Origin of the sequence: Micromonospora sp. NPDC005291, assembly GCF_040607415.1 — a bacterium.
Classification (GTDB): domain Bacteria; phylum Actinomycetota; class Actinomycetes; order Mycobacteriales; family Micromonosporaceae; genus Micromonospora.
Window position 1 is genome coordinate 1 of record NZ_JBEXGR010000049.1, and the last position, 13,637, is coordinate 13,637.

General features: G+C 71.6%; 7 protein-coding genes. All 7 read right to left on the reverse strand.

Annotation, left to right across the window (positions count from 1 at the left end; all coding sequences use genetic code 11):
* Positions 1–106: 106 nt before the first annotated feature.
* The 7 genes from ABZT18_RS31850 to ABZT18_RS31880 all read right to left on the reverse strand — a co-directional run bounded on the left by ABZT18_RS31850 (position 107) and on the right by ABZT18_RS31880 (position 13,606).
* Positions 107–664: a hypothetical protein gene (locus ABZT18_RS31850; protein WP_354997933.1), complete on the reverse strand. Its 558-nt coding sequence runs from the start codon at positions 662–664 to the stop codon at positions 107–109.
* Positions 665–1,088: 424 nt separating this feature from the next.
* Positions 1,089–1,826, reverse strand: coding sequence for an alpha/beta hydrolase (locus ABZT18_RS31855; protein ID WP_354997934.1), 738 nt, complete (start codon positions 1,824–1,826; stop codon positions 1,089–1,091).
* A gap of 253 nt (positions 1,827–2,079) precedes the next feature.
* Positions 2,080–2,829, reverse strand: coding sequence for an alpha/beta fold hydrolase (locus tag ABZT18_RS31860; RefSeq protein WP_354997939.1), 750 nt, complete (start codon positions 2,827–2,829; stop codon positions 2,080–2,082).
* A gap of 35 nt (positions 2,830–2,864) precedes the next feature.
* Positions 2,865–3,800, reverse strand: coding sequence for a TauD/TfdA family dioxygenase (locus ABZT18_RS31865; protein WP_354997935.1), 936 nt, complete (start codon positions 3,798–3,800; stop codon positions 2,865–2,867).
* 79 nt (positions 3,801–3,879) lie between these two features.
* Positions 3,880–5,244 (reverse strand): MFS transporter, encoded by a 1,365-nt coding sequence (locus tag ABZT18_RS31870; protein WP_354997936.1) that lies wholly within the window; start codon positions 5,242–5,244, stop codon positions 3,880–3,882.
* On the reverse strand, positions 5,211–6,194 hold the full coding sequence (locus ABZT18_RS31875) for an ornithine carbamoyltransferase (RefSeq protein ID WP_354997937.1): 984 nt from the start codon (positions 6,192–6,194) through the stop codon (positions 5,211–5,213). Before ABZT18_RS31875 ends, ABZT18_RS31870 begins: the two co-directional genes overlap by 34 nt.
* On the reverse strand, positions 6,194–13,606 hold the full coding sequence (locus ABZT18_RS31880) for an amino acid adenylation domain-containing protein (RefSeq protein WP_354997938.1): 7,413 nt from the start codon (positions 13,604–13,606) through the stop codon (positions 6,194–6,196). The genes ABZT18_RS31875 and ABZT18_RS31880 overlap by 1 nt, the downstream gene beginning before the upstream one ends.
* Between the last annotated feature and the right edge of the window lie 31 nt (positions 13,607–13,637).

Sequence of the window (13,637 nt, forward strand, 5' to 3'; positions counted from 1 at the left end):
AACCCCCCCCAAAAAAAACCACCATAGAGAGATACTCCCCCGGTGGCGGGGGCCCCCCCCGGCGCGGCCCCCGGGCCCGGCGCCGATCGGCGCCGGGCCGCTCGCGCTACGAGCTACCACCACTGGGTGGCATCGGCCGCACGGGCTTCTCGGCAGCCAGCCGCGCGGCCAACCGCTCGTCGAGGTACGCGGCCACCTGCGCGTCCTGTGACGGGGTCAGTGTCGTGCGGCACAGGTACCGCGGGTGCTGGTCTGCACAGTCCAGGCGGTACGCCTCCCGCATACGACTGACGTGCTTGATCGCCGTCCACGGCAACCGGAGTGATGTGTGGACGGTGTGCCACTCGATGGCCTCCGCGGTGAACGCGTACCGCACCGGCGCGAGCATCTCGGGGTTGCGTCGCAGGTACAGCGAACCATTGATCACCCCCGCGAAGCACCAGACCACCCCGAACGGTAGGCCGAACAGCCCGGCGAGGATCCAGGCGCCGTCGGCCATGAACGTACCGAGGCTCGTGATCGACAGCAGCATGCCTGCGATGGCGAACGTATGACTGGTCCGCCGCAGGTCTCGTCGCAGCAACCGCGTGAACCGGGCGTCGGGGGTGACGAGCAGGTCGAACCCATCCCGGAAGCCTCTGTCGCTGACCTTCTCGTCGCCCACGTGCACCCCTCGCCGTCGCCGATGTCAACCGCGAAGAAATCTAGACCTCGTTGCCCCGGCCAGCCAGACAGCACATTGCCAGGGGCAGCGACGGAATTGGTCAGCATGCCACGTTCCGCCCATTCATCGATGAGCTCCAGCTCCCGATTTGCCGGCCCCGCCATCGTCTTCAACGGCACCCGCCAGATCGCCGCCATCAACATCGACTACTGAAGCTGTCCGTATGTCAGAGTGGCCCACCGACCGGCCCGACGCCGATTGGCGTCGGGCCGGTCACCCAGCTTGCTCGCGCGTCAGGTGTGGGGCGAGCCGGCGGTTGTGCGTCTGCTGGCCACCGTCATCGAGGAGGGCCGGGACCTGTCCTCGATGAGCGGCGTCCTGACCGACAGCTCCTAACGTCTGCTGCCGGACTGACGGCCCGACCTCACTTCAGGTGCCGAGCGAAGAACCGGTTCCCGTCGTCCCCCTCGAACTGCGGGACGCCGGTGTGCCCGCCCATATTGGCGTGCAGCGTCTTCTCCTTGGAGCCGAAGGCGTCGAACAGGTCCAGGGCCAACTGCCGGTCGTTTCCTTCGTCGTCCCACTGCAGCAGGACCTGCAGCGGAATGGTGACCTGCCGGGCCTCCTCGAACATGGTGCGGGGCACGAAGCTCCCGGCGAACAGAAGGGCGGCCGAGATGCGCGGCTCGACCACCGCCAGCCGGATGCCGATGGCGATCACCCCTCCCGCGTACCCGACCGGGCCGCCGATCTCGGGCAGCGAGAGGAGGGTGTCCAGGGCTGCCCGCCATTCCGGGACCGCCTTCTCGACCAGCGGGAGGACGAGCCGGTCAACGATCTCGTCGTCGACCGGCTCGCCGGCCTGCAGCGCCCTGCGCAGGTCGGCACGGGCCTCCTCGGCGGCGGCGAAACGGGGCCGGTCACCGCCCCCGGGGAGCTCGATGGTGGCCGCGGCGAAGCCCTCCGCCGCGGAGTGCCGGGCCCGGGCCACCAGTCGGGGGTACATCATGTGCAGTCCGCCGGGGTGGCCGACCAGGATCAGCGGCGCCGGTGCGGATGCGGATGCGGATGCCGGCGTCCACAGGATGCCGGGGATCTCACCGAGGGTGAATTTGCGCTCGAGGACGCCGTCGTCGAGGCGCTGTTCGGAAGTGAATTGCATGGTCGTACCTTTCGGGAGTGCTCGTGAGCGGCGCTCCCGGACGACCTATCGCCCGACCGTGACCCCGGAGGGAAGCACCCATGTCGATACGTTCACGGGTACCACCTCCTCGTTCTCTCGCACGGCCTCCGGCAAAGTAGCAGTGGTCGCCGTGATCCGCCAACGGGTTTTTGGCTCCATGGCCGGATGCCACGGACAGACCGCACCTCAAGGGCCGGTTTCCGCGACCGTCCCTTGGGGCGTGGTCCGTCGGTCAGCCCAGGCGGGCGGTCACCGCGGCGACCACCTGCTCCTGTTCCGGCACGAGATAGAAGTGGTCACCGGGGAACGTCGCCGACTCGAAGCCGCCGGTCGTCAACTCCCCCCAGGCCCGCACCGTCGACGTGGTGCAGGTCGGGTCCTCGGTGCCCAGGTAGGCGACGATCGGGGCTCGGACCTTCGCCGGTTCCCGCGGCAGGTGGCGGTAGAGCATCCGCAGGTCCCCCCGGAGCGAGGGCATGATCAGCTCGCGGAGCTTCGGTGACCGCAGCAGCACCGGATCGACCTCGCCCAGGGCACCGATCCGGCCGAGCAGATATTCGTCGTCGGCGAGATCCGGATCGAGATCGACCCGGCAGACGTGCGGCGCGCCGTGCCCCGAGACGAAGAGCACGCTCGGCGTGAACCCGTACCGGGACTCCAGGACCAGGGTGACCTCGTACGCCACCGACGCGCCCATGCTGTGGCCGAAGAACGCGATCGGCCGGTCCAGGTACGGCACGAGCACGTCACTGATCCGCTCGGCGAGCACGTCCATCTGATCCACGCAGGGCTCCAGCAGCCGGTCCTGCCGACCCGGGTAGCAGACCGCCAGCAGATCGGTGGCGCCGTCAAGCAGGCCCGCCCAGGGTTGGAACACGTTGGCGTTCCCACCGGCGTGCGGGAAGCAGACCAGCCGCAGGTCGGACCGCTCAGCTCGGCGGAAGGTCCGCAGCCACCGGCCGCGTACCTCGGCCCCCATCATCTCCACATTTCTCCTCCCGCCGGCCGATGCCCCGGTCAGTCCGACATAGCCACCAGGATGCGGCGGCTCCCGGTGTAGGGCCGCCGACCGTGCGCCACCAGCACGTTGTCGATCAGCAGCAGGTCACCGACGCGCCAGTCCACGTCGATCGCCGCGTCCAGCCCTCGGTCGCGGATCTGGAACACGTACTCGTCGGGGATCGGGCTGCCGTCGGCGAAGGTGACCGACTGGGGCAGTTCGTCCTGCGTCATCACCTGGGTCATCACCCGAGCGACCTCGTCGTCCAGAGCCGCCGGATGCCACTGGTCGCTCTGGTTGAACCACACCTCCACCCCGGTCACCGGGTGCCGGGTGGTGGCCGGGCGGACCTGGCTCACCCGCAGCCCGTCGGCGGTCCACTTCCAGGTCGCCCCGGTGCCGCCGAGGAACGCCTCGACCTCCGCCCGGTCCTCGGTCTCGAAGGTCTGCTGCCAGCTCTTGCCCAGCCCCAGGCCGTCGTGGAGGTTCTGCTGGTAGCACACCCCGCCCGCGAAGGCGGCGCGGACCTCAGGGTCGAGGGACTCCAGCCAGAGGTTGGCGTCGACCACCGGGGTGGCGCCGCCGGTCGGCGCGGCGAGCTGGCAGTAGAACAGCAGGCGGGCCGGCCAGTGCGCCGCGTACGACAGCTCGTTGTGCATGGAGATGGTGTACGGCGCCGGATACTCCGTCGAGGTGTAGACGTTGCGGCCGACCTTGGTGCGGGGCGAGTTGCCATGCACGTAGGCGAGCCGGTTGGGCAGCAACATGTCCATCACCGGGTCCAGTGCGCCCGGCTCGACGCCGAAGCCTTGGAACACCAGCGCCTTCTCGGCGGTGAGTAACGCCGTCAGGTCCAGCTCCCGCAGATGGCCGATCAGCCCGTCAACGGTGGCTGCGCATCCGGCGCTGCTGGGGATGATCTCGTGCGGCTGCCACGTGCCGTTCTCGCTCATCGGTCGGTCTCCTCCACGCCAAGGTCGGTTCACTGCCGGCAGCCTGACGTGGGCAGCCATATTTCCTCGATATCGGGACTCAACCACGCGGGTCACGACCGGCCGCCGTCCCCGCCATCTCCGCGTCCGCCCGCTCCGCCGCCGCCCGCTCGGCGTCCGCCTCGGCCCGTTCCGCCCGCGCGGCGGTACGGGTACCGAAAGCCAGCACCGCGAACACCGCGATCACCACCATCGTCGCGCCCACGACGGCCAACGCCACCTCGATGTGTGCGGCGTCCAGCAGGAAGCCCGCGAACAGCGCGCCGATCGAGTTGGCGCCCGAGGAGAGCAGCGTGAAGATCGAGCCGGCCCGGCCGCGCAGCTCGTCGGGAGTCGTCCTGAGCAGGTACAGGACCCCGGCCACGTTGCCGATCCCGGCGCCGTAGTTGATCAGCGCCAGGAGCACACTGACCGCCACCAGCCCGGGTGCCACGACCAGCAGCGGCATCAGCACCGCCCACAGCACGTGGATGGCGATCATCATCCGGCGGATGCCCCACCGGCGCAGGTAGGCGTTACTGGTCATCGCGCCCGCCATGCCGAAGACGCTGTTGACCGCCAACAGCAGACCGACCGTCGCGGGCGTGCCGTCCCGGTCCTTGACCAGCACCACCAGACCGAGGCCGAGGATCTGGAAGAGGATGTTGCTGGCCGCGAAGAGACAGAGTGCCCGACGCAGGTAGAGCTTGCCCCAGATGAAGACGACACCTTCCCTGATCTGGGCGATCAACCCGCCCGCCCCGCCGTGCGACGACTGGGGCGCCCGCAGGTCCCGTCGGACGAACAGCAGCGTGACCAGCGACATCAGGTGCACCACGGTGGCGAACAGGAACGGTGCGAACCGGGCCACGGAATAGAGCACGGTGCCGGTCGGTTGGCCGAGGATGCTGGCGGCGTTGGCCCGCGACTCGTTGGCCGCCAACGCCGCGCCCAGTTGGTCGCGGGGCACCACGGCGCTCACCGCGGCCCGTTCCGCCAGCGCGTAGCAGATGCCGAGTGTGGCCTCCAGGAACGCGACCACCATCAGGTGCGGCAACCGCACCGCGTCGAGCAGCACCACCGCCGCCACGCTGCCGGCTCCGAGAACGCGGCCGGCGGTGCAGACCAGCATCGTCGTACGCCGGTTCCACCTGTCGACCAGCGCGCCGGCCGGTAGCTGAGCGACCAGGTTCGGCAGCAGCGCGGCGAAGGTGACGAGGCTGGCTGCGGTGGCGGAACCGGTCGACCAGTAGACCAGCAGGGTGTAGCCGATGGAGGTGGCCCGGGCACCGAGCGCGGAGAGCCCCGAGCCGGTCCAGAGCAACAGGAAGTCCCGGTTGCGGGTGAGCCTCGCCGCGCGGCGGGCGGGTCTGCCCGGCGGCTCGGTGACCGTCACCGCGTCGTCCCACCCGCGTGCGATCGGCACCACTCAAGCACCGCCATCGCGCTGTAGAGCTTGTTCTCCGCCTGACCGAACGCGATGCTCGCCGGCCCGTCGAGCACCTCCGAGGTAACCTCCTCGCCGCGATGCGCCGGCAGGTCGTGCAGGAAGACCGCGTTCGGGCTGTGCCGCCAGAGGTCCTGTTCGACACGGAACGGGGCGAAGACCTGACGCCAGTCCGGGTCCGGCTTCACGGTGCCGGTGGTCTGCCAGCGCGTGGTGTAGATGGCGTCGAGATCGCCCGGCAGGTCGGACATGTGGCACCGCTCGACGATGCTCGCCCCACTGATCCCGGCCTGGCGGGTGGCATCGGCCAGGATCTGTGCGGGCAGGCCGTAGCCGGGCGGGGTGCGCAGTTCCAGCTCCACGCCCGGAAACCGGGTGAGCGCCAGGGCGAGCGCGGTGGCCGTGTTGTTGGCCTCCCCCAGATAGAGCAGGCGCAGCCCCTCTATCCGGCCGAACTGCCGCAGCAACGTGGTCAGGTCGGTCAGCGCCTGGGTGGGGTGCTCCTCGGCGCTCATCGCGTTGAGCACCGCCATCCGACTCTGGGCAGCCCAGGCCCGCAACTCGGCCGGGTCACCGGCGGTGCGGGCGACCAGCACGTCGAGCATGCCGGACAGCACCCGGCCGGTGTCCGCGCTGGTCTCTCCGGTGTTGGTCTGCAGGTCCTGCGGGCCGTACTGGATCACGCCAGCGCCGAGTCGCAGTGCCGCGCTGGTGAAGGCGGTCCGGGTGCGCGTCGAAGTCTTGAGGAAGCAGATCCCGACCACCTGCCCGGCGAGCGGGCTGCCGCACTCCCCGGCGGCGAACGCGGCGCCCCGGGCAACTATCGAGTAAAGGTCCCCATCGGTCAGGTCGCGGATCGACACCAGGTGCCGCACCTGCCGGACGGTGGGGTCGGTGACCGTCGCGGAGACGCTCGGCAAGGTCGTCATCACATGTCCTCCGTCCGTGTGGTGTTCGACATCAGCAGCGACATGACCTCGTCGCCAGCCTCGCCGTTGGTCAGCAGCACCAGCCCGGCCCCGTCCGGAACCCGACCAGTGGTGAGCGCCCGGTAGCCGGCGATGTGGCCCCGGTGGGTGAACTCCACGTGGGTGTCAGCGCTCCCCTCGACGCGGTCCACCATGCAGCCGAGCCCGAAGACGCCGCCCGGGCCGGCGGTCAGTTGCGCCATCACCAGTTCCTGGCTGAGCAGTGCCCGATCACCCCGGTAGGCGAGCTGGATCTCCCTGGTCAGCGCGGCCAGGTCGGTAGCGGTGGTCCAGAGGCCGGCTGCCGCCAGGTCCGCACGCATCTCCCAACCGTGTGGATGCGGCTCGCCCCGTTCGTCGTGCCCGGCGGCCACCGGTCGGCCGGACGTCTCCGGGAAGCTCTGGTCGAAGCTGCTGCCGGTCATCCCCAGTGGTGCGAAGACCAGCTCGGCCATCAGGTCGGCGAAGGGTGTCGCGGTGACGTCCTCCATGAGCTGCTGAACCACCACGAAGTGGCTGTTGCGCTCCACCGCGACCGGGTCGGGCGCGTCGAGCGCCCGCACCGGGCCGGTGGGCACGCCACGGCCGAGCAGCAGGTCCGACAGCGGCGGCACCGGGCCGCCGCGCGGGTGTCCGGTGCTGCCCGTCGATGTCAGCCCGGCGACGTGGCTGAGCAGTTGCCGCAGGCTCACCGGCCGGTCGGCGGGCAACTGCCAGGCCTTGAGGTACGCGTTGACGTCCGCGTCGAGCTGGAGTGCTCCCCTGTCGACCAGGGCCAGCGCCCCCACCGCCGCGACCAGCTTGCTGACCGAGCCCACCTGGAAGATGGTCGCCGGGGTCACCGGGGCGTCACCGCCCGCCGTGCGGTGCCCGACGGCAAGGACCTGCACCAACTCGCCGTCCGCGAGCACGGCCAGCGACGCGCCGGGCACCCGCGCCTCGGCGAGCAGCGGAGCGATCTGGGGCAATGGCGCGATCCGGGGCAGCGCCACCGCTCGCGCCGCACCGGCCCTCGGGGCCGGACCGGCCGAAGTGAGCGCGGCGGCGAGGTCGGCCAGCGGTTGGTCCAGCATCGCCTGTTGCAGGGTGAGCGGGAGCCCGGCCTGCCGGGCCGCGGTGACCACGGACACCACCAGCAGCGAATGCCCGCCCAGGGCGAAGAACCGGTCCTGACGACCGATCCTCGGCACGTCCAGCACCTCGGCCCAGATGCCGGCGAGGATCGTCTCGGCCGGACCCTGCGGCGGGGCGATCTCCGCCTCCGTCCGCAGTGGCACCGCCGGCAACGCCCGCAGGTCCACCTTGCCGTTGGGATTGAGCGCGATGGTGGCGACCGGCACGAAGGCCGCCGGGACCAGGGCGGCGGGCAGCCGCCGGGCACAGTGCCCGGCCAGGTCTTCGGCACCACCCACGTGGTACGCGATCAGCTGGTTGCCCCCGCCGGGCGCCGGGTGGGCCACCACCGCCGCGTCGCGCACGGCGGGATGTTCGAGGAGCACCGCGCGGATCTCGCCCGGCTCCACCCGGTGCCCACGGATCTTCACCTGGTCGTCGACCCGGCCGAGCAGGTCGAGCTGCCCGTCCGGCAACCAACGGCCGCGGTCACCGGTGCGGTACAGCCGGGAGCCCGCCGGCCCGTACGGGTCGGGCACGAACCGGGCGGCGGTGTGGTCGGGCCGTCCGGCGTACCCCCGGGCCAGTTGCGGCCCACCGAGGTAGACCTCGCCGACCGCGCCGACCGGCACCGGATTCAGCCGAGCGTCCAGCACAAAGGTACGCATCCCGCCGAGCGGCCGGCCGACCGGCGCGACCTGGCCGGTGAGCGCGTCGGTCACCGGGTAGCGGCTGACGGCGACCGTCGCCTCGGTCGGTCCGTACTCGTTGAGCAACACGGTCCGTGGTGCGAGTTCCTGCCACCGCGCGCAGGTCCGCGCGGTGAGCGCCTCGCCGCCCAGCACCAGCACCGGAGTCAGCGCGGCTGCCTGCTCGCTCGACAACTGCCCGGCGAGTAGGTCCAGATGACTCGGGGTCAGCTTGACGAAGCTGAACGGCCCCGCCGCGGCCAGCCGTGGGCCGAGTTCGTCCAGCCCGGCGTCGGCCGGCAACAGCCACAGTCGCTGCCCGGCGACCAGCGGCGCCCAGATGGTGGTCACCACCATGTCGAAGGCGACCGAGGAGAACAGCGCCGCGCCACCCGTCCGGTCGGCGACGATCTCGTCCACCGCCCAGTTCAGGTAGCCGGCCAGGCTGCGGTGGCTGACCTGCACGCCGTTGGGCTGTCCCGTCGACCCCGACGTGAAGATCACGTACGCGAGCTGGTCCGGGTCGGTGCGGCCGGGGGGCTGCTCGTCCGGGCGGGCCGCGATCGGCCCCGCGTCGACGTCCAGCAGCACCCGGTCGACGCCGGTGAACCGGTCCGCGTAGGCGGTGCTGGTGACCACGACGGTGGCCCCGGCCAGGGTGAGCATGGACGCGATCCGCGCCGCCGGGTACGAGGGGTCGATCGGCAGGTACGCCCCGCCCGCCCGCCAGATGCCCAGCAGGGTCGTGACGAGGTCCGTACCCCGGTCGAGCAGCACCCCCACCACCCGCTCCGGCCCGACGCCCCGCTCCCGCAGATGCCAGCCGAGCCGGTTCGCCGCCGCGTCGAGGCCGGCGTAGCTCAGCTCACCGACCGCCTCCGCGTCGCCCGCGGTGGCAGCCCTGTCCCGCACCAGGTCAGGCACCAGGCCGGGCTCCGGCAGTTTCTCGTCGGCCGCCTCGGCCCAGGCCACCAGCACGTTGTGCCGTTCCGCCTCGGGCAGCCGGACCGCGCGGGCGTCGCCGTCCGGGTCCGCCACCATCGCGGCGAGCACGAGCCGGTACATCGCGGCCATCCGTTCGACCTCGGCCCGCTCCAGGTGGTCGCTGTCGCTGCTCAGCTCCAGGTGCCCGGCGACCGCGGAGACGGCCAGGGCGAACTCCGAGCTGGCGGCGGCGTACCGGGGGCCCGCCTCGACGTGCTCACCGACCACCTCGTCGAAGTCGAGGTAGCTGAAGTAGACGTCGAGCAGTCGGGTGCCGGCGACCGCCGGCCGGATCGCCGGCGCGGGGTAGCGCCGGTGCGGCCACATCTCGACCTCCGTCGCATGCACACGGCGGACCAGTTCGGTCCAGGTGGCAGAGTCGCGTTCGTACGGGAACGGCAGCGTGTTCAGCGACATGGCGTACACCCGCTCGCTGCCCAGCATGTCCGGCCGGGTGTGACAGACCAGGCCGCTGTAGAACCGCGGCTCGTCGGTGAGCTGGCCGAGCACCGTCAGGTGCGCGGCGTGCAGCACCGCCTTGAGCGAGACCCGCGCGGCGGAGGCCAGCGCACGAAGGCCCGGCTCCAGGTCGCGGAACGGCACCTGGACGGTGTGGGCGGTACGCGCCTGCGGCGGCGACGTGGGCCGCCAGCCGGTGGGCAAGGTGAACTTCGCGCACCGGTCCATCAGGTCCTGCCAGTACCGCCGGTCCGCCGGGGATTCCAGGGCGCGGCGTTCCGCGGCGATGAAGTCGGCGAACCGCACCTCCGGCAGCGGCTCCGGCTCGGCTCGCGCGCCGACGCGCATCGTGCGGTAGCGGTCGAGGATCTCCGCGACCAGCGCGTGCAGGCTCCAGCCCTCGACGACCACATGGCAGATCGTCAGCACCAGCCGCCAACTCCGGTCGGTCTCCCGGCAGACGGCGAACCGCAGCAGCGGCGCCCGCTCGACGTCGAACGGCGATCCGTACTCGGCGGCCACCAGGCGACGCAGCTCGGCCTGCCGGTCCTCCTCGGACAGGCCGCGCAGGTCGTGCGGCACGACCGGCACCCGCACGGCGGAATGCACCAGTTGCATCGGCACCGAATAGCCGGTCGGGTCCACCGAGGAGCGCAGCACCTCGTGCCGGTTCACCACGAGGTCCACCGCCTCGCGCAGCGTCGGCAGGTCCAGTGGGTCGTCCTCGCGGACGAGGAAGGACGCCACGTTGTGGTAGTGGTTCCAGCCGTTGTCGGTCAGCATCTCCAGCAGCATGCCGAGCTGCACCTGGGACAGCGGGTACGCGTCGGTGAGGCCGTCCGGCAGCAGGGCCCGGTCCGGCGCGGACACCAGCTCGAACGGCTCCACCGGGCGGTCGACGTGCACCGGTCCGGTGCGGTCGACCAGCGCGGCGCAGAGCCGGGAGACGGTCTGCAGGTCCATCACGTCCGCGACCGAGACGTCGAGCCCGGCCGTCCGCAGCGTGCTGGCCAGCACCAGCGCCTTGATCGAGTGACCACCCAGCTCGAAGAAGCCGTCCTCGACGCCCACCGCCGGTAGGCCCAGCACCCGCGCCCAGATCCCGGCGACCCGTTCCTCCAGCTCGGTACGCGGACCGACCCTGGCCCGACCATCGCCGGGATCGCCGTCCTGCGGCGCGGGCAGTGCCCGCCGGTCGAGCTTGCCGCTGTTGTTGCGGGGCAACTGGTCCAGCGTCACGAAGGCCGACGGGATCATGTAGTCCGGCAGCGTCCGGGCCAGCGCCGCGCGAAGCTCGCCAGTGCTCGGCCGCTGCCCGAGCGCGCCGGCCAGGTATCCGACCAGTCGGGGATCCCCAGTGGTGTCCTCGCGCAGGACGACCGCCGCCTCGGCGACCTCCGGCAGCGCGGCCAGCGCCGACTCCACCTCGCCCAACTCGATCCGGTAACCACGCAGCTTGACCTGGTCGTCGAGCCGGCCGAGGAACTCCACGCTGCCGTCGGGCAGCCGGATCCCCAGGTCGCCGGTGCGATACATCCGGTTGCCGGCGGGGCCGTAGGGGTCGGGCAGGAACCGCTGAGCGGTCAGCGCCGGTTGGTTCAGGTAACCCCGGGCCACACCGTGCCCGGCCAGGTGGATCTCGCCGGGCACCCCGAGCGGCGTCGGGTGCCCCTGCTGGTCGAGCACGTACATGCGCAGACCGGCCAGCGGGCGCCCGATCCGGCTGCCCACCCCGGCAGCGAGGTCGGCGCGGGTGACCCGGTGATAGGTGGAGTAGACCGTGGTCTCGGTGATCCCGTACATGTTGACCAGGGCGATCCGGGCCAGGCCGAGCCGGTCGACCCACGGGGTGAGGTCGGCGAAGTCGAGCCGCTCGCCGGCCAGGACCACCGCGCGCAGCGCCAGCCGCCGCAGCCGCTGGTCACCGTCGGCGGCCAACCGGACTAGACCGCGGAAGGCCGTGGGGGTCTGGGCCAACAGGGTCACCTCCTGCTCCACCAGCAGGTCGAGCAGGTCCTCCGGCACCCGGGCCACCGCCGGAGGCACCACCACCAGCCGGCCGCCGTGCAGCAGCGCACCCCACAACTCCCAGACCGAGACGTCGAAGGCGTACGAGTGGAACAGCGCGACGACGTCGGTCTCGTCGGTGGCGTAGTGCTCCTGCGCGCTGTCGAGCAGCCGCAGCACGTTGGCGTGGCTGACGCAGACACCCTTCGGGCGGCCGGTCGAGCCGGAGGTGTAGATGACGTAGAGCGGGTCGTCGGCGTCGTTCACCGGGGCCGGGTCGATCTCCGGCTCGCCGGTCAGGCCGGTGCGGTCGAGCAGCACCAGGTGCCCGTCGTAGCCGGCCAGCGCGTCGGCGTGGGCACTCGTGGCGACCACCGTCGCGGCTCCCGCGTCGGCGAGCAGATACGCGATGCGCTCGGCCGGCTGAGTCGGGTCCAGCGGCAGGTAGGCGGCACCGGCCTTGATCACGCCGAGCAGGGCGGGCACCAGGTCCACGCCCCGGTCCAGGCAGACACCGACCACCGTGCCCCTGCCCGCACCCGCGGCCCGCAACTGCCCAGCGAGCCGGTTGGCCTGCGCGTTGACCTGCGCGTACGTCAGCCGGGTCGGACCGGCGACCACCGCGACCGCGTCGGGTGCGGCGGCCACGCGAGCCTGGAACAGCTCGACCACCGTGCCGGTCACCGGCTCCTCGATGCCGGTGTCGACCACTCCGAGCAGCCGCTCCCGCTCACCACCGGGCAGGTGGACCGCCTGGGCGTCGCCGTCCGGGTCGGCGACCATCGCCGCCAGCACCGCCCGATACATGCCGGCCAGCCGCTCCAGGTTGACCCGGGAGAGCACATCGGTGCGGCTGGAGAGCTGGTAGTTGCCCCGGTGCGCGAAGACCGACAGCTCGAACTCGGTGGCACCGTCGCCGGCGCTACCCACGACGACCGGCTCGGTGCCGGTCGTGGTCGCCCGCTGCCCGGCGCGGGAGAAGTCCTGGTAGTTGAAGAGCACCCGCAGCAGCCGCCGGCCACTGCCGCGCTGGATCTCCGCCAGCGGGAACCGCCGGTGGGGCCAGAGGTCGACCTCCCGATCGAAGACCGCGGTCACCAGGTCGCGCCACGTCCGGGCGGTGCGCTCGTAGCCGAACGGCAGGGTGTTGAGATACATACCCTGCACCCGGTCGGCGCCGAGCACCTCGGGCCGGGCGTCGCAGACCAGCCCGGCGTGGAAGCGCTGTTCGGTGCTGAGTTGACTGAGCACCTTCAGGTGCGCCGCGTGCAGCACCGCCTTGACCGAGACGCCGGACTCGGAGGCGAACCGCGCGACGGCCTCGTCCAGGTCCGTGAGGTCGACGGTGGTCGAGATGGCCGTCGGCTCGCCGGGCTCGCCCCAGCCCGCGGGCAGGACGAACGGACTGCACTCGTCGACCACAGCGCGCCAGTAGTCCCGGTCCTCGTCGGACGCCAACGCGGACAGCTCGGCGGCGATGAAGTCGGCGTACCGCACCGTCGGCTGTTCGGTCTCGGTCGGGTTCCGCCCGTCGGCCAGGTCGGCGTAGACGGCCAACAGTTCGGCGAGCAACTGTGCGGTGCTCCAGCCCTCGGTGACCGCGTGGCAGATGGTGAAGCTCAGCCACCAACTCGCGTCGCTGTCCTGGTGCGCGACGATGCGCAGCAGTGGCGCGGCGGCCAGGTCGAAGGGGGTGGCCCGCTCAGTCGCGACGAACTCCTGGAAGAGTCGCACCTGCTGATCCGCCGGCACGTCCCGGCCGTCCACCACGGTCACCTGTGGGGTCACCTCGGCGTGCACGAGCTGCATCGGCACCGAGTAGCCGGTCAGGTCGAACGAGGTGCGCAGGATCTCGTGCCGGGCGATGACCGTCGCGACGGCGGTCCGCAGCGCGTCGGCCGAGAACGGCCGCCCGTCCCGGACCTGGTGGGCGATGACGCTGTGGTAGGCCGCCCGGTCGCCGCTGGTAGCCAGCTCGACGAGCATGCCGAGTTGGGTCTGTGCGGCGGGGTAGGCGTCGGTGAGGCCGGCCGGTAGGGCGTTTCGATCCGCGTCTCCCAGCAGCGCGAACGGCGCCACCGGAACCCACTCCTGCCCGACCCCACCCAACGACGCGGCCAACCCACGCACCGTCCGGAACGCGAAAACATCC